The 26,829-nt window shown below is 37.2% G+C and carries 31 protein-coding genes; 23 read left to right on the forward strand and 8 right to left on the reverse strand.

Features of this window, described 5'->3' with window-relative positions:
- Window positions 1-107: 107 nt before the first annotated feature.
- The 8 genes from rpsL to MP478_RS13535 all read left to right on the forward strand — a co-directional run bounded on the left by rpsL (window position 108) and on the right by MP478_RS13535 (window position 8,434).
- Window positions 108-521 (forward strand): 30S ribosomal protein S12, encoded by a 414-nt coding sequence (rpsL, locus tag MP478_RS13500; protein WP_002983146.1) that lies wholly within the window; start codon window positions 108-110, stop codon window positions 519-521.
- 23 nt (window positions 522-544) lie between these two features.
- Window positions 545-1,021 carry a 30S ribosomal protein S7 gene (gene rpsG / locus MP478_RS13505; protein WP_047491372.1) on the forward strand — a complete coding sequence of 159 codons (477 nt, stop codon included), beginning with the start codon at window positions 545-547 and terminating at the stop codon, window positions 1,019-1,021.
- 6 nt (window positions 1,022-1,027) lie between these two features.
- Complete coding sequence (gene fusA, locus MP478_RS13510; RefSeq protein WP_257191214.1) at window positions 1,028-3,145, forward strand: elongation factor G; 2,118 nt, start codon at window positions 1,028-1,030, stop codon at window positions 3,143-3,145.
- 16 nt (window positions 3,146-3,161) lie between these two features.
- Window positions 3,162-3,467, forward strand: a complete 306-nt coding sequence (gene rpsJ, locus MP478_RS13515; protein ID WP_002661363.1) for a 30S ribosomal protein S10 — start codon at window positions 3,162-3,164, stop codon at window positions 3,465-3,467.
- A 312-nt stretch (window positions 3,468-3,779) separates the two neighbouring features.
- Window positions 3,780-5,786 (forward strand): TonB-dependent receptor domain-containing protein, encoded by a 2,007-nt coding sequence (locus tag MP478_RS13520; RefSeq protein ID WP_257200747.1) that lies wholly within the window; start codon window positions 3,780-3,782, stop codon window positions 5,784-5,786.
- A 31-nt stretch (window positions 5,787-5,817) separates the two neighbouring features.
- Window positions 5,818-6,438: a hypothetical protein gene (locus MP478_RS13525; RefSeq protein WP_257200748.1), complete on the forward strand. Its 621-nt coding sequence runs from the start codon at window positions 5,818-5,820 to the stop codon at window positions 6,436-6,438.
- 210 nt (window positions 6,439-6,648) lie between these two features.
- Window positions 6,649-7,845, forward strand: coding sequence for a PepSY domain-containing protein (locus MP478_RS13530; RefSeq protein ID WP_257200749.1), 1,197 nt, complete (start codon window positions 6,649-6,651; stop codon window positions 7,843-7,845).
- Between the two features lie 88 nt (window positions 7,846-7,933).
- Window positions 7,934-8,434: a low affinity iron permease family protein gene (locus tag MP478_RS13535; protein ID WP_230034065.1), complete on the forward strand. Its 501-nt coding sequence runs from the start codon at window positions 7,934-7,936 to the stop codon at window positions 8,432-8,434.
- 17 nt (window positions 8,435-8,451) lie between these two features.
- Here MP478_RS13535 and MP478_RS13540 read toward each other — a convergent pair whose 3' ends face one another.
- From MP478_RS13540 to MP478_RS13575, 8 genes are all read right to left on the reverse strand, one after another.
- Window positions 8,452-9,462 carry a terpene synthase gene (locus tag MP478_RS13540; RefSeq protein ID WP_257200750.1) on the reverse strand — a complete coding sequence of 337 codons (1,011 nt, stop codon included), beginning with the start codon at window positions 9,460-9,462 and terminating at the stop codon, window positions 8,452-8,454.
- Window positions 9,463-9,839: 377 nt separating this feature from the next.
- Window positions 9,840-12,566 (reverse strand): hypothetical protein, encoded by a 2,727-nt coding sequence (locus tag MP478_RS13545; protein WP_257200751.1) that lies wholly within the window; start codon window positions 12,564-12,566, stop codon window positions 9,840-9,842.
- A 90-nt stretch (window positions 12,567-12,656) separates the two neighbouring features.
- Window positions 12,657-13,628: a hypothetical protein gene (locus MP478_RS13550; RefSeq protein WP_257200752.1), complete on the reverse strand. Its 972-nt coding sequence runs from the start codon at window positions 13,626-13,628 to the stop codon at window positions 12,657-12,659.
- Window positions 13,629-13,928: 300 nt separating this feature from the next.
- Complete coding sequence (locus MP478_RS13555) at window positions 13,929-14,348, reverse strand: hypothetical protein (RefSeq protein WP_230034073.1); 420 nt, start codon at window positions 14,346-14,348, stop codon at window positions 13,929-13,931.
- Window positions 14,349-14,606: 258 nt separating this feature from the next.
- Window positions 14,607-15,407, reverse strand: coding sequence for a hypothetical protein (locus tag MP478_RS13560; protein WP_257200753.1), 801 nt, complete (start codon window positions 15,405-15,407; stop codon window positions 14,607-14,609).
- A 9-nt stretch (window positions 15,408-15,416) separates the two neighbouring features.
- The gene (locus MP478_RS13565) at window positions 15,417-16,148 is read right to left on the reverse strand and encodes an MIP/aquaporin family protein (protein WP_230034077.1); all 732 of its coding nucleotides are present in this window, start codon (window positions 16,146-16,148) and stop codon (window positions 15,417-15,419) included.
- Window positions 16,149-16,172: 24 nt separating this feature from the next.
- Window positions 16,173-17,669 carry a glycerol kinase GlpK gene (gene glpK / locus MP478_RS13570; RefSeq protein ID WP_257191225.1) on the reverse strand — a complete coding sequence of 499 codons (1,497 nt, stop codon included), beginning with the start codon at window positions 17,667-17,669 and terminating at the stop codon, window positions 16,173-16,175.
- Between the two features lie 13 nt (window positions 17,670-17,682).
- Window positions 17,683-19,275, reverse strand: a complete 1,593-nt coding sequence (locus MP478_RS13575) for a glycerol-3-phosphate dehydrogenase/oxidase (protein ID WP_257200754.1) — start codon at window positions 19,273-19,275, stop codon at window positions 17,683-17,685.
- Between the two features lie 116 nt (window positions 19,276-19,391).
- Between MP478_RS13575 and MP478_RS13580 the strand changes: the two genes are divergently transcribed.
- The 15 genes from MP478_RS13580 (at window position 19,392) to rpsN (ending at window position 26,778) form a co-directional block, all read left to right on the forward strand.
- The gene (locus MP478_RS13580) at window positions 19,392-20,153 is read left to right on the forward strand and encodes a DeoR/GlpR family DNA-binding transcription regulator (protein ID WP_257191227.1); all 762 of its coding nucleotides are present in this window, start codon (window positions 19,392-19,394) and stop codon (window positions 20,151-20,153) included.
- A 251-nt stretch (window positions 20,154-20,404) separates the two neighbouring features.
- Entirely contained in the window at window positions 20,405-21,031 is a 627-nt protein-coding gene (rplC, locus tag MP478_RS13585; RefSeq protein ID WP_027371722.1) for a 50S ribosomal protein L3, read from the forward strand.
- Window positions 21,022-21,651, forward strand: coding sequence for a 50S ribosomal protein L4 (gene rplD, locus MP478_RS13590; protein ID WP_047491412.1), 630 nt, complete (start codon window positions 21,022-21,024; stop codon window positions 21,649-21,651). Before rplC ends, rplD begins: the two co-directional genes overlap by 10 nt.
- A gap of 3 nt (window positions 21,652-21,654) precedes the next feature.
- The gene (gene rplW / locus MP478_RS13595) at window positions 21,655-21,945 is read left to right on the forward strand and encodes a 50S ribosomal protein L23 (protein WP_047491415.1); all 291 of its coding nucleotides are present in this window, start codon (window positions 21,655-21,657) and stop codon (window positions 21,943-21,945) included.
- A 22-nt stretch (window positions 21,946-21,967) separates the two neighbouring features.
- Window positions 21,968-22,789, forward strand: coding sequence for a 50S ribosomal protein L2 (gene rplB / locus MP478_RS13600; RefSeq protein WP_230034085.1), 822 nt, complete (start codon window positions 21,968-21,970; stop codon window positions 22,787-22,789).
- Window positions 22,790-22,791: 2 nt separating this feature from the next.
- Window positions 22,792-23,070: a 30S ribosomal protein S19 gene (rpsS, locus tag MP478_RS13605; RefSeq protein ID WP_002983209.1), complete on the forward strand. Its 279-nt coding sequence runs from the start codon at window positions 22,792-22,794 to the stop codon at window positions 23,068-23,070.
- 2 nt (window positions 23,071-23,072) lie between these two features.
- Window positions 23,073-23,471, forward strand: coding sequence for a 50S ribosomal protein L22 (rplV, locus tag MP478_RS13610; protein ID WP_047491422.1), 399 nt, complete (start codon window positions 23,073-23,075; stop codon window positions 23,469-23,471).
- Between the two features lie 7 nt (window positions 23,472-23,478).
- Window positions 23,479-24,231 (forward strand): 30S ribosomal protein S3, encoded by a 753-nt coding sequence (gene rpsC, locus MP478_RS13615; protein ID WP_230034087.1) that lies wholly within the window; start codon window positions 23,479-23,481, stop codon window positions 24,229-24,231.
- A gap of 98 nt (window positions 24,232-24,329) precedes the next feature.
- The gene (gene rplP / locus MP478_RS13620; RefSeq protein ID WP_047491432.1) at window positions 24,330-24,755 is read left to right on the forward strand and encodes a 50S ribosomal protein L16; all 426 of its coding nucleotides are present in this window, start codon (window positions 24,330-24,332) and stop codon (window positions 24,753-24,755) included.
- A 12-nt stretch (window positions 24,756-24,767) separates the two neighbouring features.
- The gene (rpmC, locus tag MP478_RS13625; protein WP_027371716.1) at window positions 24,768-24,953 is read left to right on the forward strand and encodes a 50S ribosomal protein L29; all 186 of its coding nucleotides are present in this window, start codon (window positions 24,768-24,770) and stop codon (window positions 24,951-24,953) included.
- Window positions 24,954-24,965: 12 nt separating this feature from the next.
- Window positions 24,966-25,220 (forward strand): 30S ribosomal protein S17, encoded by a 255-nt coding sequence (gene rpsQ, locus MP478_RS13630; RefSeq protein ID WP_027371715.1) that lies wholly within the window; start codon window positions 24,966-24,968, stop codon window positions 25,218-25,220.
- A 2-nt stretch (window positions 25,221-25,222) separates the two neighbouring features.
- Window positions 25,223-25,591 carry a 50S ribosomal protein L14 gene (gene rplN / locus MP478_RS13635; RefSeq protein WP_002983226.1) on the forward strand — a complete coding sequence of 123 codons (369 nt, stop codon included), beginning with the start codon at window positions 25,223-25,225 and terminating at the stop codon, window positions 25,589-25,591.
- 22 nt (window positions 25,592-25,613) lie between these two features.
- Complete coding sequence (rplX, locus tag MP478_RS13640) at window positions 25,614-25,940, forward strand: 50S ribosomal protein L24 (protein ID WP_047427597.1); 327 nt, start codon at window positions 25,614-25,616, stop codon at window positions 25,938-25,940.
- 13 nt (window positions 25,941-25,953) lie between these two features.
- Window positions 25,954-26,505, forward strand: coding sequence for a 50S ribosomal protein L5 (rplE, locus tag MP478_RS13645; RefSeq protein WP_047491435.1), 552 nt, complete (start codon window positions 25,954-25,956; stop codon window positions 26,503-26,505).
- Between the two features lie 3 nt (window positions 26,506-26,508).
- Window positions 26,509-26,778: a 30S ribosomal protein S14 gene (rpsN, locus tag MP478_RS13650; RefSeq protein ID WP_047376574.1), complete on the forward strand. Its 270-nt coding sequence runs from the start codon at window positions 26,509-26,511 to the stop codon at window positions 26,776-26,778.
- Window positions 26,779-26,829 lie beyond the last annotated feature (51 nt).

Raw genomic sequence — 26,829 nt, forward strand, 5'->3', positions numbered from 1 at the left:
GGTATAAAAAACAAATAAAAAGTTTTTTTAAACAAATAAAAATATATAACTACTTGTCAATTAAAAAAATATTAGTATTTTTGCACCCTAAAATAAAAAGCAATTAAATGCCTACTATTCAACAATTAGTAAGAAAAGGAAGAGCCACGCTTGCCAAGAAGAGCAAATCGGCTGCCCTTGATTCTTGTCCACAAAGACGTGGTGTATGTACGAGAGTATATACTACTACACCGAAGAAACCTAACTCTGCACTTAGAAAAGTAGCAAGGGTAAGACTTTCTAACGGTAAAGAAGTGAATGCCTATATCCCGGGCGAAGGACATAATCTTCAAGAGCACTCGATAGTATTGGTTAGAGGCGGAAGGGTGAAAGACCTACCGGGAGTACGTTACCACATCGTAAGAGGTGCATTAGACACCGCTGGTGTAAATGGAAGAACTCAGAGAAGATCTAAGTACGGAGCTAAGAGACCTAAACCAGGACAAGCAGCTGCGGCTCCTGCAAAAGGAAAGAAAAAATAATCATTAAATAAGGTACAGAAGCAATGAGAAAGACAAAAGCGAAAAAAAGACCGTTGTTACCAGATCCGAAATTTAATGATCAATTGGTAACTAGATTCGTAAACAACTTAATGCTTGACGGTAAGAAGTCAATCGCATTCAAAATTTTCTATGATGCATTAGAGATCGTAGAAACTAAAAAAGGAGATAACGAAAAAACTGCACTTGAAATCTGGAAAGATGCACTTACAAATGTAATGCCTCACGTAGAAGTACGTTCTAGAAGAGTAGGTGGAGCTAACTTCCAAATCCCTATGCCAATCAGAGCTGACAGAAAAATTTCTATGGCAATGAAATGGTTAATCAAATATTCTAAAGCTAGAAATGATAAGTCTATGGCTTTGAAATTAGCTAACGAAGTGGTAGCTGCTTCAAGAGAAGAAGGTGCTGCTTACAAGAAAAAGAGTGATACTCACAAAATGGCGGAAGCTAACAAAGCGTTTTCACACTTTAAATTCTAATCTGAAATGGGAAGAGATCTTAAATTTACAAGAAATATTGGTATTGCTGCGCATATTGATGCCGGTAAAACTACCACTACAGAAAGGATTTTATTCTATACAGGGGTAAACCACAAAATTGGAGAGGTTCACGATGGTGCTTCTACAATGGACTGGATGGAGCAGGAAGCTGAAAGAGGTATCACAATTACTTCTGCTGCTACTACTTGTTCTTGGAACTTTCCAACTGATCAAGGAAAAACTTTACCTGAAACTAAACCTTATCACTTCAACATCATCGATACACCGGGACACGTTGACTTCACAGTAGAAGTAAACAGATCTTTAAGAGTATTGGATGGTTTGGTATTCTTATTCTCAGCAGTAGATGGAGTAGAGCCTCAGTCTGAAACAAACTGGAGACTTGCTGACAACTACAAAGTAGCGAGAATGGGATTCGTAAACAAAATGGACAGACAAGGTGCTGACTTCCTTAACGTGGTAAACCAGGTTAAGACTATGTTAGGATCAAACGCAGTTCCTATCGTTTTACCAATCGGTGCTGAAGAAGATTTCAAAGGGGTTGTAGACTTAATTAAAAACAGAGCGATCATCTGGGATGAAGCAGGACAAGGAGCTACTTTCGAAGTAGTGCCAATTCCTGAAGATATGAAAGATGAAGTTCTTGAATATAGAGAGAAATTAGTAGAAGCTGTTGCTGACTACGATGATACTTTGATGGAGAAATTCTTCGAAGATCCGGATTCAATCTCTGAAGAGGAAATCAACGAAGCTCTAAGAAAAGCTACTATCGATTTATCTATTATCCCAATGACTTGTGGTTCTTCATTCAAGAATAAAGGAGTACAGTTTATGTTGGATGCAGTATGTAAATATTTGCCTTCTCCATTGGATAAAGATGATATCAAAGGTACTGACCCTAGAACTGATGCTGAAATTACAAGAAAACCAGACGTAAACGAGCCTTTCTCGGCTTTAGCATTTAAGATTGCTACTGACCCATTCGTGGGAAGATTAGCATTCTTCAGAGCATACTCTGGAAGACTAGATGCAGGTTCTTATATCTTGAACACCCGTTCAGGAGATAAAGAAAGAATCTCAAGAATCTATCAGATGCACGCTAACAAACAAAACCCGGTAGAATATATTGAAGCTGGTGATATTGGTGCTGCGGTAGGATTTAAATCTATCAAAACTGGTGATACAATGTGTGACGAGAAAAATCCAATCGTTCTTGAATCGATGGTTTTCCCTGATCCGGTAATTGGTATCGCTGTTGAGCCTAAAACTAAGGCTGACCAAGATAAAATGGGTAATGCATTAGCTAAATTAGCTGAAGAAGATCCTACGTTTACGGTTAGAACTGATGAGGCTTCAGGACAAACGATTATCTCTGGTATGGGTGAGCTTCACCTGGATATCATTGTTGATCGTATGAGAAGAGAATTCAAAGTTGAAGTAAACCAGGGTCAACCACAGGTAGAATACAAAGAAAACTTAACAAAAGTTGCCCAGCACAGAGAGGTTTACAAAAAACAATCTGGAGGTAAAGGTAAATTTGCTGATATCGTATTTGAATTAGGACCTGCAGACGAAGGTAAAATTGGTTTAGAATTCATCAATGAGATCAAGGGTGGTAACGTTCCTAGAGAATTTGTTCCTGCAATTGAAAAAGGCTTTAAAGCTGCAATGAAGAACGGTCCTTTGGCTGGTTTCGAAGTTGAAGGTATTAAAGTTATTCTTAAAGACGGATCTTTCCACGCAGTGGATTCTGATGCTCTTTCTTTTGAAATGGCTGCTAAATTAGGATTTAAAGAAGCGGGACGTGCTGCTAAGCCAGTAATCATGGAGCCTATTATGAAACTGGAAGTTGTAACTCCAGAAGAATATATGGGTAACATCATTGGTGACCTTAACAAAAGGAGAGGTACGATCAGTGGTCAGGAAGAAAAGAACGGTGCCGTTGTAATCAAAGGTTCAGTTCCACTTTCTGAAATGTTTGGATATGTAACGACTCTAAGAACACTTTCATCAGGAAGAGCTACTTCTTCTATGGAATTAGAGAAGTACCAAGCAACTCCACAAAACGTTGCTGAAGAAATCATTGCTAAAGCAAAAGGTTAATTTTTAAATTAAAGAAATGTCACAAAGAATCAGAATAAAACTAAAATCTTACGATTACAACTTGGTAGACAAGTCTGCTGAGAAAATCGTAAAAACGGTAAAGGCTACTGGTGCTGTTGTAAACGGTCCAATTCCATTGCCAACGAATAAGAGAATCTTCACTGTGTTGAGATCTCCGCACGTAAACAAGAAAGCAAGAGAGCAGTTCCAATTGTCAGCTCACAAGAGACTGATGGATATCTACTCTTCTTCTTCTAAAACTGTTGATGCTCTAATGAAATTAGAACTTCCTTCAGGTGTAGACGTTGAAATTAAAGTGTGATAACTGCATACTTTGCAATGATTATACAATCCGTTCCTTTTTAGGGACGGATTTTTTTTGCTGCTAACCTCTCAATACTATAACCTCACTTTTATAAAAAAAAATATTTTTTTCAGGTTTTACTCTTTATAATCATAAAATACATTTGAGGTCATACTATTAAAGATCGAAACTATCTGTTGACATATTATAAACAGACTATTGCGTTGGTTGTTGATCCGGTATTGATTAGTCTTTTGCAGGTGACATATGTCAGTGCTACTTGTTTTATTTAGAATGAATAAAAACAATAAATTTGCAAAAAAATTATTGATGAAAAAAATCGTGTCTTTTTCTTTACTCGTTTTAGGAGCAGCTTTTGTAAATGCCCAGAAAATAAAGGATACTTTGAAAAGTAGCAATATTGATGAAGTGGTAATAACAGGATCAGGATATGCACAGAAAGTTAAAGATGCTCCGGCAACTATTTCTGTAATAAGCCAGGCCGATATTAAAAAAAGAGCTTACAGAGATATTACAGATGCTTTACAGGATATCCCCGGAGTATTTATTACAGGAGGAGGAAGTACCAGCGATTTTTCAATAAGAGGGGCCGAATCCGGACAAACGCTGGTATTAATAGATGGTAAAAGAATTAATACTAGAGAAACAAGACCCAATTCTGATGGACCCGGGATTGAACAGGGATGGATGCCTCCATTGGAAACCATCGAAAGAATAGAAGTAGTAAAAGGACCTATGTCTTCATTATATGGTTCTGATGCTATGGGAGGAGTTATCAATATCATCACTAAGAAACTTACAGACAGATGGAAAGGATCTGTAGGAACAAGCCTTATTCAGCAGGTTCATAAAAAATCCGGTAATACCTACCAGATTGACGGCTACGCTGCTGGTTCTATAGTAAAAGATCTTCTTCAAATGAAAATTACGGGAAGTTATTCCGACAGAAATGAAGATAAATTTGTGGGTGGATTTACAGAAAGAGTGATTAAAGCTTTTGGAACAGAATTGAGCCTTACCCCTGATCAGAAAAATGTGTTCAAGCTAAACTATGACTTTAACCGTCAGGAACGAAATCAAACCCCGGGATATTCTTTAGCTCCCAATGCAAAAAGCTCACGTAATAATTACGAAAGAAATGTCCTTTCATTAAGCCATAAAGGTGATTATTCCAACTTTCATACGAATTCTTATCTGCAATATGATAATACCAATAACCCTAACAGGGATATGAGGTATCAGACTTTCCTTGCCTATAGCCTTAATAATTTTAATATTAAAAAGCATGTGATCAGTTTTGGTGGCGAATATAGATATGAAAAGCTGAATGATTTAGGAAATAAAATTATGTCGGAAGGCGAAATCATCAACGAGCTGACCCGTTGGAACTGGTCTGCCTTTGCAGAAGGTAACTGGAGCTTGTTTGATAAGCTTCACCTAGTGACAGGTGCACGTTTGGATAATGATCAAAACTATGGTTCCAACTTTACACCCAGAGGATATTTGGTATGGAATGTTACCAATAACTTTACTTTAAAAGGAGGTACCTCCTGGGGATATAAAGCTCCGGGACTGAGAGCCGTAAACCCAGGATGGGGACAGGTAACAGGTGGAGGGACTTCGGATGGTGTGATTATCGGAAACAAAGATCTTAAGCCGGAAAAAAGCTTTAACCAGGAAGTGACTGTTATGTTTGAAGATAATAAGAAAGTGATTAATTTGAGCGTGACAGGTTTTAATACAGACTTTAAAAACAAACTGGTAGAAGTAAGAAAATGTAATAATACCGAAGAGTGTAAACAGTTTGAAAACATATACAATCATGTGTATGATTTTATTTCAACAAGAGAAAATTTAGGGAAGGCCAATAGTATGGGAATAGAAGCTAATCTGAGTATAAATGTGACGAAAAGCATCTTGTTAAAAACGAATTATACATATACAGATACTAAGATTAAATCCGATGAAATTCCTGCACTTTACAATAAACCCTACGCAAGAATTCCCAAGCACATGGCTAATGCAAATCTTTCATGGAAAGCAAACGACAGCTTTGAGTTTTGGTCAAGAGGTAATTATAGAAGTGAAAGCCAGCCTGGGGTAAACAGAGGTAAGGCTCAGGAGTATCCTATACCTTCATACTTTTTATGGGATCTAGGAACCGTGTACCGATTGAATAAAAATGTACGTTTCACCTTTGGAGTATACAATATTCTGGATAAAAACATACGTAATGATGCCTCTGATCCGGCTAGTAATTTCGGTTTCAGGATCGATGGAATCAGATACCAGTTTGGGGCTAATTACTTCTTCTAATGATTAACTTAACAAACCATAAAAAAATATAATGAATAATACATATATCAGAACTATTGTAGTAGCAGTAACAACATTATTAGTTGTTTCATGCTCCGGAGACAAAAAGAAAGGAATCGATTACAACCAGTTTAAAACTGAAATACAGCTTACACCGGATCAGACGAAAAGCTTTGACGAGATCACTAAAAAATACCAGGATCTTCAGGAGCAGAACTTCCAGGCTGCAAAAGCTCAGGGAGGAAATATGGACCGTGTAGCTTTAGGAATAAAAAATGAAGAGCTGAGAGCACAGCAGTCTCTTGAGATGGCTAAAGTTCTGGATGGCCCTCAAATGGAACAGTTCAACAAATTTGTTGATGAAAACTCCAGAAAAAGACCAAGATATGACAACGCCCTTTTAGAAAGAATAAAAACAGAGGCACAGCTTTCCGAAGACGAATTCAAAGTAGTAAATGCAGCGAATGATGCATTTGAAAAAGCATTCAACGATGCCCACGATGTCTATCATGGCAACAATGATTTAGCTAAAGAATACTGGGAAAAATTTGATGCACAGAGAAAAGCAGCAATCCAAAAAACACTTACTCCTGAACACTACACAAAATTCGAAGAGATCGTAAAAGAGGTTCAGTTTAAAGGAAGAAAATAATTTGATCCGGATCCCGTCCGGAGAAGGGAAAACTAAGTTCTACCCGTATCACAGAACTTTTTTGTAAGACTTATACAGGTTATCATAGCTGGTTATTGAGCTACATTAATTTGCAGGTCACCCTTTAAAATTATCAATCATTCATATCAATTTTAATTTAAAAAACATTAAGGTGACCCAACCATCTTAATGTTTTTGTTATGAGTCCAAATGAAGTTATTGTTTAAAAGCCTTTACCGGAAAAAAAGAAAGAATGAATCGGTCACTAAATATCTGATGTGGCTTATTCATCTTTGGTTGGGACTTTTATCTTGTATCATCGTTTTTGTGATGTGTCTTACCGGTTGTCTGTATGCATTCAAAAACCAGATTATAGAATTTACGAACAGAGAAAAAGTATATATCAGCTCAGCTTCCGGAAAAATTAAAAGCCCTGATCTGATCCGGTCAGAGTTATTACAGCAGAACAAAGAACTGACCTCTCTTCTGATTCCGGATGATAAAGGAAGAAGCTATGTTATTGGGTATCGGGAGAATCAATTAGATAAAAGTACTTATTACAATCAGTATACAGGAGAAATTCTTGGGTCGGCAGATATAGGAGCGAGCCATTTCTTTGAAGTGGTACTTGATATTCACAGAAACCTTATGATGGGAAATGCCGGACGCCAGGTGGTAGGAGCTTCGGTACTTATATTTTGTGTGCTGCTGATTTCAGGATTCATCCTCTGGCTTCCCAAAAAGCTGAAGTTTTTAAAGCAAGGCCTGACTGTCATGGTGAAAGCAAAGTTTCAGCGACTGAATTACGACCTTCATAATACCGTGGGATTTTACAGCTTCCTGATGATTTTTTTTATTGCTGTTACAGGATTGTATATCACATATCCATGGGTGAAAAATGGTCTTATTGTGAGTCTCGGAGGATCTTCAATTGATCATATTTCAGATGCTAACGAAGGTGGGGATGATCCGTTCAGCGGGCTTATGGAAGATATGCTTCAGAAGCAGGATGAAAAGAAAAATTTTAAAAATGCAGCTTCAGCTTCCATCGATACAATTTTACAGCTTTCGGACCGGTATCTTCCTTATACTGCCGTTACAAGCGTAGAGTTGCCTAATAAGGATAACCCCCGATATGTGATCATAAAAACAAACAGGCAGAATCTGCTGGGAATGATGCTTCAGGATGAAGTGACATTTGATAAAACCGGAGTTTTTAAAACCAGGGAATTATTCTCTGCCAAGCCTCTCAATAAACAGTTTACGGCACTTGCCAAACCGTTACATACGGGAGAAATCATGGGGTTGCCCAGTATCATTCTATATTTTGTAGTATCTCTTATTGGATGTTCTTTACCGGTTACAGGATTTCTGATCTGGTGGCACAGGCTGAAGAAAACAAAATAAAAGATACCACTTCTCATTTGAAAACTCAACTTTGTTAATCCCGGTTCATGTTAATTTTATACATTTATTATGTAAAATAACTTCTATCATGAGTCACAAGAATAATAATTTTTTTGAAAAGTTTTCAAACGGGGCAGTAAAATTTACAGGTAGCCCTGTTGCATTTATAGGCGCTATGCTTCTGGTGATTGTCTGGGCGGTAACAGGTCCGTTTTTCGACTATTCGGAAACCTGGCAGCTTGTGATCAACACAGGAACTACTATCATTACATTTTTAATGGTATTTCTTATTCAAAAAGCCCAGAATAAAGATTCTAAAGCCATACAGATAAAGCTGAACGAGCTGATAGCTGCCCACGAAAAGGCCAGCAACAGAATTGTAGATATCGAAGACCTTACGGAAGTGGATCTGGACCAGCTCCACCATTATTACGAAAATCTGGCTCAGTTTGCAAAAAAGGATGCGGATATTCATACCTCACATTCTATTGATGCAGCACAGAGAAATCAGAATTACAAGCATGAATTTTTCAAAAATAAACATGAAGAATGGCTGAAGAAGAAAGAGCAAAAAAAGGAATCAGAATGATCCCTTTTTTAATAATATTATTTGCTGGTATATTCACCTTCTACATACCCTCCATTTATATAACGGGAGGTGTCATTCGTATGCCAGGCATATACACCGGCTACCATAATGCCAAGATCCTCTACGTAATTTCGGACCATATCCTGCCATTGGCCAAAAGAAGGCAAATGTTCCTGCAATATCAAAAATTCCTTTAAATAATTATCATGTACTTCCAGAGCCATCATATAGGCCTCTTTTATTGACGTTTTATGCTCTTGCTGCAATACTTTCACCAGATTCATCGTATCCTCTTCTCTATGTAGTTCTTTTGGTAAAGAAATAATATCATTATGTATTCCGATCATCAGAGAACAAATTGTATGAAGGCGTTGAATGTGTAAATGCTCCAATACGCTGTCAGGGAGCTGACGATAATCTTTTTGCATAGCTACATATTTACAAAAAGGCTGTACTCCGCTTGTCGCTTCGCGAATTAATAAATAAACAGGCAGAGAAGGGATGGTATTTGATCTGTAGTATACTCTTTCGTCTGCATATCCGATAAGCACTTCGTGCAGTGACTTTAGAAATTTTTTATAGTGCCGTTCCGGCATTTCACATGCAATAACGTTTTGTCTTAATATCCAGAATTGATGAAATATACCATTGTCAGTTGGTTCATTAGGGTCATCACCAGTGAGTAAAGCCATAATACGAGTCGCTATTTCTGTCATTTCATCATGGGAGCAGCGATCAAAATAATCGTCCATCATGGCCCCATCAGCAGCATAACTGGCTAATGGCCTCAATTCCGCCAGGTTCCTTAAAAAAGGACAACCACGTGCTGCAATGTCAGTCAGGTTGTGTTGCTTGTGTTTTTCACGGGCTTCTTTACTGTGAAAAATATACTCCTTGTCAATCCAATCATAATATTCTTCTCGCTGAAGTTGAAAGTCAGGATGTATAGAATCGGGGAAAGGATACTTGGGCTTGGGTAATTGTTGTAATCCTGCGTAAAATTCATTATCTGAAATTGTTGCTTTCATGGTTTTTTTATTAATGGTTTTAGTTTAATAAATCATTATTAGTAATGATATTGTGAAAATAATAATAAGAATGATTATAAAGTAATTGTATGTTGTGAATTTTTTTAGAGATTTTAAAATCAGTTCAGATATATCCGATCCTGTTGATAATGTTCTGAATGTAAAAAATGTATCCCCAAAAATCACTCTATGAATCTAAATGTTCCGGAGTAACTAATTTCAAAAGGAATAATTGGTGAAGGTCAAATAAATGTAAGCAGCTTAATTAAAGGAGTCTACTTCATGACCATGAATGATGATGCGAGCTTATTAAAAAATAAACATACGATATAAAATAAAAACCTCTGATGATTCAGAGGTTTTTTTATGCAGTGATGTTATCTCATAAAGTAACTGAAATAAGAACAGCTTCCCATCAGCGCTTTTGAGGTTTCAGTATCTGAGTACTGTGTTTTCAATTGTGCAAAATAGGTTCTGTATTTCTGATTTCTCAGATTGTCCAGTTCTTTTTGGTGGGCATCAGATTTTTCAGACCACTTAGGATCAGAATAATCATAATCCATCTGGTTTTTTGCTTCATATTGATAGTATTTCCCTTGCTCAGCACTAGCCATCTGGAAAAGAACTCTTGCTTTTTCTTCTTTATTATTGGAAAGCTTCAGTGCTTTTTGATAATAATTAATCGCCAGGTCAAAATTGTCAGGCTCAATATAAGAAGTGTCCAGAAAGTTTTTGTAATAATATTTATAAGGGTTCTTTCTGTCGGTATTCCAGAAATTATACTTTCCGCCATTACTATTGTCGATATCCATGACGAAGAGTTCTCTATAATATCCTAAAATAGAAGTGTTGTAGAGTAGATTTCCAATAAGCTGGTTGGCTTTGGCAGCTTTTTCATCAGCACCATTTCCGATCTTTTTAAGCTGGATCAGTACATCAGCAAGTTCAAGTTTATTCATGCTGGTTTTGATGAAAGGGAAATCAGTATAGTTTTCAGCTTTCATGCTTTCAGTATCAGAACTTTGGAAACTTTCCCAAACATTGTGGCCAAACACAAGATTTGAAATATTATCAAAACCGTCATATTCAGTAGGTGTATATTGTTTGGCTGTAGTGGTTGGGCCGCTTTTTTCTGACCAGTCGTAATTGACTCTTGGGATTCCGGCAAATTTCTGTGCTTTTTCGTAATAGGATTTAGCCTTGTCAAAATCGGCAAGCCTCATGGCTCTGTCTCCATAAATGGTATTGAAAAATGCATCAATATTACCTACACTGTCCATGTTTTTGGCAATAACCTGCTGCTCAAACTGTGTTTTATCTGACTTTCTGTAAAAGTCCTCCACACTTTTTACCAAAGTTGAGTTCGGGTTGTACTGAAGATCAGAAAGCTTATTATTCATCAGGAATGATTTTCCATCTTCACCCTGAAGGAAATAGCGGTTCGCCAGAACGTCTTTAAGGAAATCAGCAGTAGATGGTGCTTCCCCATAATAATCGAAATTATCCGTGGTGGCAGTATCTTTCTTCACTGGTTTTTCCACAAAGTATTCAGGATAATCTTTCATTAAATGATCCTCATATGCTGCATCTATTTTGGGCTGGGAAACAATATCATTCAGAACTTTCATTCTCTTGATCTCCTCCTGATACTCGGGATTGGTGGTTTTGATGTCATTAAGAATTTCAGAACTTGCTTTATAGTCTTTTTTCAAAAACTTAAGGTAAGCATTGGCAATCTGCCAGTATTCATCCTTAGATTTCTCCCTTGTTTTATCTGTGAATTTTTCCAGGTTATCAAGGAAGTCCTGTGTTTTCTGATCATAATAATAGCCTGTCCGGGTATAGAAAGGGATCCTGTCCGGATTACTGAAGAGCTCATCATCACTTTGACCAGCTTTAGCTTCGTCACCGGTTTTCCCAGACTTAGAACCTCCGAAAAGGTTTTTAAAGAATCTTACAATCTTTTGCCAGAAAGAAAGCTTTTCCTCTTTTACCTCTGTGGTAGTGGTACCTGCTGTATTGTCATTTGAAGCCTTGGTATCCGTTTTTCCTCTTTGTACAGAAACTCTCCCGGAAGCAGCGTCGGTATAATAATAAGTGGGAAGATAACTTCTTTCCAGTTCATTGATACTTCTTACGGCCATTACCTTCAGAATCTCAGAATCCGGATTGATGTCATACATTTTTTCCATAACCGGAATAGGATTGTTGAAATCTTCATACCCTAAAAGAAAATAAGCCATGTTTTTTTCCTCATTGGTATTAGCTCTTTTCATAATATTGCTGAAAGAAGCCGTATCCGAAAGCTTCATAGATACAAAAGAAGATTCCTTACGGTCTTTAGTATTCATGAATACCTGGAAAAAGTTCCAGTTGGCATCACTGTTCATCTCCAGTCCCCTTTGAGCGCCCGCCATTTGATCCAGTGCCATAAAATAAACAGCACCTTTGAGCTTGATAGGCTCTATATAGGTTTTGAAAGCCTGTAGTGAAGCATCATAATTTCTCGTATAATGATTGAGGCGTACCAGTTGGTATCCGTAGCGCTGTTTAATCTCCGGATTTCTGGCAGCATTGTATAAAGAAGTTAAAGCAGCAATGGTTTTGTTGTAATCAAGAGCGGTTGCATTCTTTCTGTCGGCATTTCTATCATAGTAAAATGAGTTTTCACTTTCAATATAATTGATGCTCATATAAGGCTCCAGATATTTGGCCTCAATTAAATAATCTATTCCCTCACGGTACTTCTGGTAAAATCCTGAACCCAGCTTTTGGAGAAGAGGATTAGAAGGATTACCATTTTTAAGACCATTGAGGTCATTCATACTGATCTTATAAACCAGGTCATAAGCTTCAGCATGATTAAGCTGGTTGCCAAAATACTTCTTCCATGTTTCCAGATTGTCATCAGGAATCAATGAGGTTTTATAGCCCGTATAAAATCTGCTGGAATAGTTGTGCAGAAAGGGTAGATAAGATTTATCTTTAATGATACTCTGGGTAAAAAGATTGAAGTATTCATAGTCAGGATCTGACCAGGCGCAGGCATCAGATTTCGTATAGAAAAGAGAGGCCACTGCAAGCGAAAGAATATACTTTTTCATATGTAGAGTGGTGTTTTTAATTTTTTTATAATGATTAATAATTTAAAGTCTTGCAGGCACTCATGCAATGCCTTCATCGGTGGTAATGATTTAAAATTTTCGATCTATCACAAATTTACTATCTAATTGATAATAAATAATATTAAAATGAGGTATTTTTTTCTCAAGAAAACGGATGACATCTTCCAGCTGCTCACTTGAAATTTCCTCTACCTTTATTTTAAAACCTTTATTCAGGTAGCTTCCAAAGTAAAAACCGTCCTTTAAAACTTCAGCTTCATTTTCAGAGATCTTTTTAAAATGTTCATTTTGCAGATCCTTTTTCGATAGTGCATTAATCAGCTTATGCTTTTCCAGATGATTGGTAACAATTCCCCATGAGTAAATAGGGAGCGCTACTTCAATAGTTTTGATGGGATAATCTTCCATTCGGGAAAGATAACTTTTTAATATAGCCACATCCAGAATCGAGTTTTTATCAGATTTTTCTAATGGTGAAGAAGTGGAGTAGCACATCAGATATACTTTTTCTACCGGCGGAATTCCGGCTTTCTTTTTATCTTTAACCTGATGAAGACGCAGAGTACAGGTGATATTCTTTCCGGAAACCCTTTTCAGCTCTTTTAGAAATGTAAAGTAATCATTACGTGTGCCGGCTGTCCAGTCACAGTCGATCTGAATCTCATTGTTGATTTTTAAATGATATTCTTCTGCTTTCTTCTGTACTAAATGATGAATACTTTCCGCCAGGAATTTTATCTCCTCCGAAGAAATATCCAGTAAAGTCTGATTCGTGAGAAAAACAGTAGGTACAATCTGTTTATCGGTTTCGAAACTCTGGTCTTTGGTGATGACAGCCACAGGCTGAAACTTTCCTCCTATTTTATCAACATCAAAAAAACGGGTATATAAATAAGGAACAGAAGCATGTTCCAAAACTTTTTTCTCTTCCTGATTCAGTTTCAAATTGGTTTTCCAATAATAGAACGTATAAGGATGATGCTCCTTCTTGCTACATGAAACAAGAAGAAAAGATATAAATAAGATTTTTAAAACTTTCATTGATGTAAAATACCTTCATAGTCACAATTCAACTCAGCCATTCCACAATCCGGACAGCATTCGTTAATTTTTTCAAAATTAAAGATATTTAACCAATAAATAGGCCGTAAAATCCCGGTGATTCCTTATTTCTGACAAATGCCATAATCTCAAATTTCCTTCGCAACAAATCCCAATAATTCTTATAGCCATTCTCCTCCACTGGATAAAGGGCGAAAATGCAAAGAATTTTTGACGGGGTGGCCTTTTTTCATTCTATTAAAAAAAAACACTGCAAAGGAGTGGTACTATATGATCTCATTATTCATACAGCTCACTTTCACAGGTACAGGTTTCCTTATCCATACTCTCACTGGAAGAGCAGCAGCCTTCAAGATTCTGAATATTCCCCTTTTCATCGGTCATAAAGATTTTATTTTTATCAAATTTCACAAAGAAGGTCTCATTGAATTTTTTGAAATGTACTTTCATGACTTTGTTTGTCCCATATTTACCTGCATTTATTTCTTCAGTAGTTTCCTTTCCGTTAGCCTGATTCACCTGAACATACCCAAAAAAGACATCACCGTTTTTTTTCACATCCAGATAATAATGAGGCGTGCCGGTGCCACTGTAGCCCTGCATAATATCAAAACTTCTATGTCCCGTAAAAGGAACTTTTACCTGTGCAAAAGACAAAATGCTGATACATAAAATCATAATACTGAAAAGTTTTTTCATAGTTCTTTTTTCTTCAAAAGTAAAAATATTTACTTAAATGATAAACCGTAAAATCCCGGTGATTGGAGGTAAAGCTATTATTAATCTCAGGCTTATGCTTCTACTATGTATAATATTCTTATAACTATTCCCCTCCACTGGAGGGCGGCAAATCAAAGATTTGACGGGGTGGTTTAATTTGGCAGGATAGTCATTGTCATCCATAACAAAAAATCACCCCATAAGGAGTGATTCTATAGTATTGTGGCAGCTATCCTGTTAAAAAACTGTAGCAGCAAGCTGGATCCTTGCAAACTTATTAGAAGGATTCCACATGGCCATCATATAAACAGGAAGGCTGTAATGGTCGGTAATTTTAACAACCTTACCGGCTTTTACACCTATATTAACGATGTCGAAACTGTTTTTACCATTTCCATACAGGAAGGTTTTATCATTAAGAGCAAAGCCAGCCCCTACAAAGGCGTCCAGATTCACTTTCTGGGCCTTTATTACCGGGTAACTTGCCTGAACATAGGTAGAATATTTATTCTTTTTATAACTTCCGTCCGGCTCAAGAACAACCTCTCCTGCATTGGCACCCCCATAAAGCATAATATCTGCTTCAATATTAATAGGGAATGAAGGCCCGAACGTATAGTTGGTTCTTAAATCGATAATATGTGCCGTTCTCCTTTGTGAATAGCTGAAGATGTCATCTGCAGCCACTGCGGTATTAATGTTTCTGGAATTATAAAGATCCCAAAGCCCGATATAAAAACGTCCGTCAGAATATTGAACATAATAATTGATTTCTTTATAATGGGTATTGTCTTTATCATCTGCTAAAGCGGATGCCCCCCAGATTCCTATTTTCCATTTTTTTTCCGCATCCAGGGCATAGGAGAGATTCCCCATTACAACAGGCTTATCAGTGATGATTAAACCTCTCCATAAATGGTTATTCTGAATGTTGGCAGTGAAATCAAGCCTGCTTTCCTTAGCCTCAGTGTTTTCCTGAGAAAATAATCTTCCGGAGCCTAACGCAAGAAGGAAGATTCCTTTTAAAATTTTCATCATCTGTATTTTTTAAGTTAAGAGTCCATATAAAACAGCGGCAAGCACAGCTCCTATTACAGGCCCTGCTACAGGTATCCATGCATATCCCCAATCACTGCTTCCCTTTACAGGTAGAATAGCATGCATAATTCTTGGGGCAAGATCTCTTGCCGGGTTAATCGCATATCCTGTAGTTCCGCCCAGAGACAAACCTATTGCCCAGACAAGAAATGTAACAGGAAGAGCTCCTACAGTACCTAAGCCTACTTTTGCTGTAGGATCAGTAGCAATCGAAATACTGGGATCCGAAAAATGAAAGATGACAAATACCAGTACAAACGTTCCTATGATCTCACTGATAAGATTGGAAGAAGTCTTTCTGATAGCTGGTCCTGTACTGAAACAGGCAAGCATTCCCGGTTCATCTTCTGTTATAGCAAAATGATCCTTATGGAACAGCCAAACCAGGAAGGCTCCAAGCATTCCTCCGATCATTTGAGCGGCTATATAGGATGGAACCAGATCCCAGGAGAATTTTCCTGCAGTGGCAAGACCAATGGTGACTGCCGGGTTCAGATGGGCGCCGCTTACAGGTCCGGCTACGGTGACGCCGATAAAGACAGCTAATGCCCATGCTGTTGTAATTACAATCCAACCGGAATTATTTCCTTTGGTTCCTTTTAAGACAACATTGGCGACAACGCCGTTGCCCAAGAGTATAAGAAGCATTGTTCCTATTAATTCTGCGATAAATGGTGTCATATGTGTATTTTTAAGGTCAGCGGGTTAATCTTCTATCCAGTTTTGAGAACGTGATACGGCCTTCTTCCACAAGTGGATCATTTTATCAACGCTTTCTTTATCCAACTGGGGATGGAAATCTTTGTCTACGATCCATTGAGATTGTATTTCATCAATATCTTTCCAGTATCCTACAGCAAGACCTGCCAGATAAGCAGCTCCCAATGCAGTAGTTTCAAGCGTCTGAGGTCTTGTGATTTTAAAACCAAACAAGTCAGACTGAATCTGCATCAGAAGATCACTTGCTGAGGCTCCTCCATCTACTCTTAGCTCAAGACTTGCTCTTCCGGAATCTGCTTCCATAGATTTTACAATATCATAAACCTGGAAAGCAATACCTTCCAGTGTTGCTCTGGCAATATGTCCGTCCGTTGTTCCGCGTGTGAGGCCTGCAATAGTTCCACGGGCGTACTGATCCCAATGTGGTGCTCCTAATCCGGTAAGGGCAGGAACAAAATATACACCACCATTGTCCTGAACAGATGCCGCCAGCTCATTCACTTCTTCAGATGAACGAATAATTTTAAGACCGTCTCTCAACCATTGGATGGCTGCACCTCCCACAAATACACTTCCCTCCAATGCATAATTTACTTCTCCATTGATTTTCCAGGCTACGGTTGTTAGCAGGTTGTTTTTAGAGGAAACAGCTTCTTTTCCTGTATTCATTAACAAAAAGCAGCCGGTTCCGTATGTGTTTTTTACCATTCCCGGAGTGATGCACATTTGCCCGAATAAAGCTGCCTGCTGATCACCTGCAATACCTGCAATAGGAATTTTGGTGGAAAATAAAGTAGTGGCCGTTTCTCCGTATATTTCACTGCTCTGTTTTACTTCGGGAAGAACAGCTCTGGGAATATTGAATAATTCCAGCAAATCATTATCCCATTCTAAGGTATGAATATTCAGAAGCATTGTTCTGCTGGCATTGGATACATCAGTGATAAACATTTTACCACGGGTAAGTTTCCATACAAGCCATGTGTCTACAGTTCCAAAACATAGTTTTCCTGCTTCTGCTTTAGCCCTTGCACCCTCTACGTTATCAAGGATCCATTTTAGTTTTGTTGCAGAAAAGTAAGCATCTAATACAAGACCTGTTTTTTCTTTAATAACTTCAGCGTGGCCCTGTTCTTTTAGTTCGTCACAATATTTAGAAGTTCTTCGGTCCTGCCATACAATGGCATTATAGATAGGTTCGCCGGTTTCTTTGTCCCATACAACAGTGGTTTCACGTTGATTGGTAATACCGATGGCGGCAACTTCCAGTCCGGAGATACCTGCTTTCGCTATCGTTTCTGCTGCTACGGAGATTTGTGATGACCAGATTTCATTCGGATCATGTTCTACCCAACCTGGTGTTGGGAATATTTGTCTGAAATCTTTCTGTGCTACAAATTTAATTTCTCCACTGTGGTTGAATAAGATCGCTCTGGAGGAAGTTGTTCCCTGGTCTAAAGCGAGAATTAATTTTTCATTCATAAAAGTGTACTAGTTAAGATTGAACTTTAGGTGAATAAGGCGTTAATAAATATCCTCTTGCTAAATCAATAAATTCATTTTCGTGTTGTTGCGTCCATTCTTCAGAATATCCTTTTTCTTCAGCAATTATTTTTGCAACAGTGTGAGCGCTGTCTATCGCGGCTCTGGCATCTAAGAATAATAAACGGACCCTTCTGGATAATATATCCTCAATGGTTTCTGCCATCTCGTTTCTTATAGCCCATACAATTTCTGCAACGGTAAAAGGGTGATCCGGATGTATTTTCTGAGAATAACGCGGGTTGCTTTCCTGTAAAGCTTTTATAGCCGGAATATCAGAACCGTAAACATAAAGATGGTTACTTCGGTCTACCTGTTCCGGTTTTACATTACCATGAATGGAAAGGTGCTCTGTTTTAGATGTAGTGTTTCCTAATCTGTGAACTTTCATTGCTTCATCTATAGTATCTTCCGCCATTTTACGGTAAGTTGTCCATTTTCCACCGATAATGGAAATAAGCCCAGTTTCAGAAGCAATAACTTTATGGCTTCTGGAAACCTCTTTTGTACTTTTGCTTCCGTCTTTAGGAGCTGCGAGAGGACGTAATCCTGCGAATACAGATTTTACATCTTCACGGGTTGGCTTCTTGGCTAAATACTGTCTTGCTGTATTTAAAACAAAGCTGATCTCTTCTTCCAAAGCACGGGGTTCAAAACTTTCATCCTTTAAAAGTGTATCTGTAGTTCCTACCAAAGCTCTGTTGTGCCAGGGAACAACAAATAAAACCCTGCCGTCTGATGTTTTTGGAATCATGATCGCATCATCGCTTTTCAGGAATGATTTATCAAGCACCAAATGGATTCCCTGGCTTGGAACAACAAGTTTACCATGCTTAGGGTTATTCATATTGAGGATGTCATTGGTAAATACACCTGTTGCATTAATGACTACCTTAGCGTGAATCTGATATTGCTGCTTGGACAGTTGATCTTCTGCAACAACACCAATTACTTTATCAGCACCATCTTTCAGAAGATTGATCACCTTTACATAATTGACTGCGGTTCCTCCCTTTTCGATAATGGTCTGAGTTAAATTCACAGCAAGTCTGGCGTCGTCAAACTGTCCGTCCTGGTAAACAACACCACTCATCAAGTGATTTTGTTCAATAGTTGGAAGTTTTTCTACGGTCTTTGATTTGCTGATGTATTTCGTTTTTCCCAGGCTTAGTTTCCCTGCAAGGAAATCATAAACTGATAAACCTATTTTATAATAGATTCCTCCCCACCAGGTATAATTGGGAATAATAAAAGATTGATTTTTTACAATATGGGCTGCATTTTTAGCAAGAAGGCCTCTTTCTTTTAGCGCTTCTTTTACCAATCCTACATCTCCCTGTGCAAGATATCTTACTCCACCATGTACTAATTTTGTACTTCTGCTGGATGTTGCTTTTGCAAAATCATGAGATTCAAGCAATAAGGTTTTAAATCCTCTGCTTACTGCATCTAGTGCCGAACCTAAACCACTGGCTCCTCCTCCTATGACTATAAAGTCCCATTCCTTTACATTGGTTAATTTACTGAGTTCTTCGTTTCGTTTCATAAATGTTTCGTTTATGTTTCGTTTTCAAATATATAAATTAAAAATGAAAGCAAAAAGAAAATAAATGAAATTTTAGAGTATGAAAAAAAAACGCTAATTTTGATGAAACGAATAAAATGGAGAAGCTAATACCAAGGCATGATGAAATATTAAAAGAGCTGGATGAAAAAGGCCATGTTCTTGTACAGGATTTATGTGAAAAACTGAATGTTTCTTCGGTTACGATCCGAAAGGATTTGAACTATCTTGAAAGTTTAGGGCTTCTTTTTCGTAATCATGGGGGAGCAAGTAAGCAGGTAAGATATGCATATGAAAAAAATGTAGGGGAGAAGGAGAATATTAATGTGGAAGCAAAACAGGCGATAGCAAAAGCGGCATTAGCGCTGATTCAGGAGAATGACTGTATTATATTAGCTTCCGGAACTACCATGCATTATCTTGCCCGGATGCTGGTGAACTTTGGTCCGCTTACGGTACTGACCTCTTCTTTGAGGGTGGCTATTGAGCTTTGCAATAATCCTAATATTAACATTATTCAGTTAGGGGGAGAAGTTCGTAAGAGCTCTACTTCTATAGTAGGATCTATTTCCGAAGGAATTCTCAGACAGTTTTCCTGTAATAAGCTTTTTCTGGGAGTAGATGGTATTGACCTTGAATTTGGAATCAGTACTTCTAATGCCGCAGAAGCCCATCTTAATCAGATGATGATTGACTGTGCCGATCAAACGGTAATTCTTGCGGATTCTTCAAAGCTGAATAAAAAAGGCTTTGGTAAAATCGCTTCATTAGATAAAATAGACTACCTGATTACAGATGCAGGTATCTCTGCTGAAGATGAGGCAGGATTGGAAGAAGCAGGCGTAAATGTGATCGTATAAACAGATCCTCTTTTTAAATTCTTTTTAAAAATCAAAATAAACCATTGGAAAATTTGTTCCGGCTTTTCTCAAAATGATCTAATTGATTAAAAATCAAAATATTTTACTTGAAAAATTTGTCAGTAATAAATTTATTCATACATTTGCACACTCATTTTAGGGGCGTAGTATGCCTATATCAGAAGTAGAAATTACTTTAGTCTCCTAAAAATGGTGATAAGAGAAAGATAAATTTTATTATAATATAAACAATGTCAGGTATTATTGGTAAGAAAATCGGTATGACATCTTTGTTTAACGAAGAAGGAAAAAACATTCCTTGTACAGTTATCCAAGCTGGTCCATGCTCGGTTTTACAGGTCAGAACCTTAGAAAAAGACGGTTATAAAGCTGTTCAATTAGGTTTCGATGACAAGAGTGAGAAGAACGTTGGTAAAGCGTTAGCTGGTCATTTTAAAAAGGCTGGTTCTGCTCCTAAAGCTAAATTAGTTGAATTCTACAGAGAATTCGTTGATGAAGTAAAAGTAGGAGAAGAAGTAAAAGTTGATCTATTCACTGAAGGTGAGTATGTTGACGTAACAGGTACTTCAAAAGGTAAAGGCTTCCAGGGTGTTGTTAAAAGACACGGATTTGGAGGTGTAATGCAGGCAACTCATGGTCAGCACAACAGACTTAGAGCTCCAGGTTCTATCGGTGCTGGTTCAGACCCTTCAAGAGTATTCAAAGGGATGAGAATGGCTGGAAGAATGGGAGGTGAGCAGGTAACTGTTCAAAACCTTCAGGTGTTAAAAGTTGATCAAGAACAAAATCTTTTAGTAGTAAAAGGTGCTGTTCCGGGAGCTAAAAATTCTTATGTAATTATCAGAAAATGGAACTAGTAGTATTAAATACATCAGGAAAAGAGACCGGAAGAAAAGTAACTCTAGACGAAACAGTATTCGGAATTGAGCCAAATCAGCACGCGGTTTACTTAGAAGTTAAACAGTACCTTGCTGCACAAAGACAAGGGACTCATAAATCGAAAGAAAGAAGCGAAATTACGGCTTCTACTAAAAAGCTTAAGAAGCAAAAAGGATCAGGATCTGCTAGATACGGGGATATCAAATCTCCAACTTTCAGAGGTGGAGGTAGAGTATTCGGACCAAAACCAAGAGACTATAGATTCAAATTGAACAAAGCTCTTAAGAGATTAGCTAAGAAATCTGTTTTATCTCAGAAAATGAGAGACAACAGCATCAGAGTTTTGGAAGATATGAGCTTAAGCGCTCCTAGAACTAAAGATTTCATTACTGTATTGAATGCTTTGGCATTAAACGATAAGAAAGCTTTATTCATCCTTCCTGAAGCTAACAAGAATGTGTATTTATCTTCAAGAAACTTACCTAAAGCTAAAGTAATGAACTTCAATGAAGTAAGTTCTTACGATTTAGTAAATGCAGGTGAAGTTGTATTCTTCGAAGGTGCAGTTGAAAAATTCCAGGAAAATCTAAAGAAATAAGTCATGTCTATTATTATTAAACCAGTTATCTCAGAAAAGGCTAATTACCTTACAGATTTAAGAGGTTCTTATTCTTTCTTAGTTAATCCTAAGGCGAATAAAATCCAGATTAAAAAAGCTGTAGAAGCGGCTTACGGTGTAAAAGTAGCAGACGTTAACACAATGATTTATGCTCCGAAGGTTTCTTCGAAATACACTAAAAAAGGTCTTCAAGTAGGAAAGACAAACAAATTGAAAAAAGCGGTAATCAAGCTTGTTGAAGGTGAGGTTATCGATATTTTTGCTGTAAATTAATTATTAATTATAAATAATAGTAATGTCTGTTAGAAAATTAAAACCTATCACCCCGGGACAGAGATTCAGAGTTGTAAACAATTTTGAGGAAATTACTACCAACAAACCAGAGAAGTCTCTAACCGTTGGTATTAAAAAGTCAGGTGGACGTAACCAAACAGGTAAAATGACCATGCGTTACACCGGAGGTGGACACAAAAAGAAATACAGAATTATTGACTTCAAAAGAAACAAAGCAAACGTTGAAGCAACTGTAAAATCTGTAGAATACGATCCAAACAGAACTGCATTTATCGCTTTATTAGAGTATGCTGACGGAGAGAAGAGATATATCATCGCTCCAAACGGTATCAAAGTAGATCAGAAAGTAGTGTCAGGAGAAAGCGTTGAACCAAACGTAGGTAACGCAATGAAATTGAGAAATATTCCATTGGGTACTGTAATTTCTTGTGTTGAAATGAAGCCTGGTCAAGGTGCTATTTTAGCAAGAAGTGCTGGTTCTTCAGCTCAATTAACTTCAAGAGACGGAAAATACGCCATCATTAAATTGCCTTCAGGAGAATCTAGAATGATCCTTACTGAATGTATGGCAATGATTGGTTCAGTTTCCAACTCTGATCACCAATTAACTGTATCAGGTAAGGCTGGTAGAAGCAGATGGTTAGGTAGAAGACCAAGAACTAGACCGGTAGTAATGAACCCTGTAGATCACCCAATGGGAGGTGGTGAAGGACGTTCTTCTGGAGGTCACCCAAGATCTAGAAACGGTATGCCGGCTAAAGGTTACAAAACTAGAAAGAAAAACAAAGTGTCTAACCGTTACATCGTATCTAAAAGAAAATAATTATGGCAAGATCACTTAAGAAAGGACCGTTCATTCATCATACTTTAGATAAGAAGGTTCAGGCAAATATAGAGTCTGGTAAGAAGACAGTTATCAAAACTTGGTCTAGAGCATCGATGATCTCTCCGGACTTCGTAGGACAAACTATCGCTGTACACAACGGGAAATCTTTTATCCCTGTATATGTTACAGAAAACATGGTAGGTCACAAGTTAGGCGAATTTTCTCCAACAAGATCTTTCAGAGGTCATGGTGGTAACAAAAACAAAGGAAGCAGATAATCATGGGATCAAGAAAACAAGATAGCGCAATCGCAAGAAAAGAAGCTAACAAAGACGTTGTAAAAGCTTCATTAAATGACTGCCCATCATCTCCAAGAAAAATGAGATTAGTTGCTGATATCATTAGAGGAGAGCAGGTAGATAAAGCTCTTTATATCCTAAAATATTCTAAAAAAGAAGCCTCTAACAAATTAGAGAAATTACTTCTTTCTGCTATGGCAAACTGGCAGACAAAAAACGAAGGTGCTGATATTGAAGAAGCAAACCTTATCGTTAAAGAAATCTTCGTGGATAGTGCAAGACAATTAAAGAGACTAAGACCAGCTCCACAAGGTAGAGGGTATAGAATCAGAAAAAGATCTAACCACGTTACATTAATCTTAGGTAATAAAGAAAATTAATCAAGGTATGGGACAGAAGACAAATCCAATTGGTAATAGATTAGGTATCATCAGAGGATGGGATTCTAACTGGTTTGGTGGTAAAGATTATGGAGACAGAATCGCTGAAGACTACAAAATCAGAAGATACCTTGAGGCTAGATTATCTAAAGGTGGTATTTCAAAAATTTATATTGAAAGAACATTAAAATTAGTAACAGTTACAATTACTACTGCTAGACCGGGACTTATCATCGGTAAAGGAGGTCAGGAAGTTGATAAATTGAAAGAAGAATTGAAGAAACTTACAGGTAAGGATATTCAAATCAACATCTTTGAAATCAAAAGACCTGAACTAGATGCAGTTTTAGTTGCTGATAGTATTTCTAAGCAAATTGAAAACAGAATCTCTTACAGAAGAGCTGTTAAAATGGCAATGGCTAGTACTATGAGAATGGGTGCTGAAGGTATCAAAGTTCAAATCTCTGGTAGATTGAACGGTGCTGAAATGGCAAGAAGCGAATCTTTCAAAGACGGAAGAATTCCTTTGTCTACTTTCAGAGCTGATATCGATTATCACTGGGCTGAAGCTCACACTACTTATGGTAGACTAGGTGTAAAAGTTTGGATTATGAAAGGTGAAGTTTATGGTAAAAGAGAACTTTCCCCATTAGTAGGACAACAGAAAAAAGGAGGTCAGTCAGGAGATAGAAACAGAGGAGGAGACAGAGACAACAGAAGACCTAGAAAAAATAATAACAATAATAACAATAATAATTAAAAATTTTAGATTAGACATTTTGAATTTTAAATTACCGTTACTTTTTTAAAATAAAAAAAATCTAAAATCTAAAATCTAAAATCTAAAATTTAGAAATTATGTTACAACCAAAAAGAACCAAATTCCGTAGAGTTCATAAAATGAAGATGAAGGGGATTGCTCAAAGAGGTAATCAACTTGCTTACGGAACTTTCGGGATTAAAGCTACGGAAGGAGCTTGGATCACAGCTAGACAAATTGAGGCTGCACGTATTGCTGCAACTAGATATATGAAGAGAGAAGGTCAGCTATGGATCAAAATCTTCCCAGATAAGCCAATTACTAAGAAACCAGCCGAAGTAAGGATGGGTAAAGGTAAGGGTGCTGTTGAATATTGGGTGGCTGTAGTAAAACCAGGTAAAATCATGTTCGAAGTAGGAGGTGTTCCTTACGAAGTAGCGAAAGAAGCTCTTAGACTTGCGGCACAGAAATTACCAGTAGTTACTAAATTCATCGTTGCTAACGATTTTGTTAAACCTCTATAATCTTTGAATACAATGAAAAATGCTGATATTAAAAATTTAAGCGCGGGTGATATTCAAGCTCAATTAACTGAAGCAAAAGCTCAATATTCTAAATTGAAATTGGCTCATGCAATCAGCCCAATTGAAAACCCGATTCAAATCAAAGATTTGAGAAGAACAATCGCAAGACTAAACACTGAGTTAACTAACAAACAATAATTTCATTTTACAATGGATAGAAATTTAAGAAAAGAAAGAATCGGAGTGGTTTCCAGTAATAAAATGGAAAAAACTATTGTTGTTAGTGAAACTACAAGAGTAAAGCACCCGATGTACGGTAAATTCGTTTTGAAAACGAAAAAATATACTGCACACGACGAGAACAACGAATGCACAGAAGGTGATACAGTTCTGATCCAGGAAACTAGACCTTTGAGCAAGAGCAAGAGATGGAGATTAGTAAGAATCATTGAAAAAGCTAAGTAATAATGTTACAAACAGAATCAAGATTAAAAGTTGCTGATAACACAGGTGCTAAAGAAGTATTGGTTATCAGAGTTCTGGGAGGAACCAGAAGAAGATATGCTTCAGTTGGTGATAAAATCGTTGTTACTATCAAGGATTCTACACCATCAGGAAACGCTAAGAAAGGTCAGGTATCTAAAGCTGTAGTAGTAAGAACTAAAAAAGCAGTTAGAAGAAAAGATGGTTCATACATCAAATTCGACGACAATGCTTGTGTATTGCTAAATGCAGCAGGAGAAATGAGAGGAACACGTGTTTTCGGACCAGTTGCTCGTGAGTTGAGAGATAAAGAATATATGAAAATCATTTCATTAGCTCCTGAAGTACTTTAATTTTTAAAATTTTTAAAAGAAAATGTCAAAGTTAAAAATAAAAAGAGGAGATAACGTAATCATTACTACTGGTAAGAAAGATATCAAAGGTAAAACTGGTGAAGTTATTGAAGTGATCAAGAAAGAAGGAAGAGACCCTAGAGTAATCGTTGCAGGACTTAATATCGTTAAAAAACACGTTAAGCCTTCAGCTTCTAATCCTCAAGGAGGAATTACTGAGAAGGAAGCTTCTATTCATATCTCTAACGTAGCTTTAGTTGGTAAAGACGGAAAAGCTATCAAAATCGGTTACAAAATCGAAGGAGATAAGAAAGTAAGAATTAACAAAAAAACGGGGGAAACTTTATAATTTGAATTAACACATGGAATTTATAGCAAGACCCAAAAAAGCATACAAAGAGCAAATTGTTCCTGCAATGATGGAAGAATTTGGGTACAAGTCAATCATGCAAGTACCTAGATTAGAGAAAATCGTTGTATCACAAGGTTTAGGAGATGCTACTGCAGATAAGAAAATCATTGATTATGCTGTAGAAGAATTGACAAACATCACAGGTCAGAAAGCAGTAGGTACGATCTCTAAGAAAGACGAAGCGGCTTTCAAACTAAGAAAAGGAATGCCTGTAGGTGCTAGAGTAACTTTGAGAGCTCACAGAATGTATGAGTTCTTAGACAGACTTACTTCTTCTGCTTTACCACGTATCAGAGATTTCTCTGGTATCAAGGCAGATGGTTTCGATGGTAGAGGTAACTACAACTTAGGTATTACTGAGCAAATTATCTTCCCTGAAATCGTAATTGACAAAGTGAAAAAAATCCAAGGGATGGACATCACTTTCGTTACTACTGCGAAGACAGATAAAGAAGCTAAAGCATTATTAACTCACTTCGGTTTACCATTTAAAAAGAACTAAGAAATGGCTAAAGAATCAATGAAAGCGCGTGAGCGCAAAAGAGAAGCACTTGTTGCTAAATACGCTGACAAAAGAAAAGCTTTAAAAGAAGCAGGTGATTACGAAGGACTTCAAAAGTTGCCTAAAAATGCTTCTCCTGTAAGATTACACAACAGATGTAAACTAACAGGTAGACCAAGAGGATACATGAGAACGTTTGGTATTTCCAGAGTAACTTTCAGAGAAATGGCAAACAACGGTCTTATCCCAGGTGTAAGAAAAGCCAGTTGGTAATAATTACTAATTAAAATCGGGACAATTAAGTTGTCTAGATACTAAAGAATA

Origin of the sequence: Chryseobacterium sp. WG14 (assembly GCF_024586945.1) — a bacterium.
Taxonomy (GTDB): Bacteria; Bacteroidota; Bacteroidia; order Flavobacteriales; family Weeksellaceae; genus Chryseobacterium.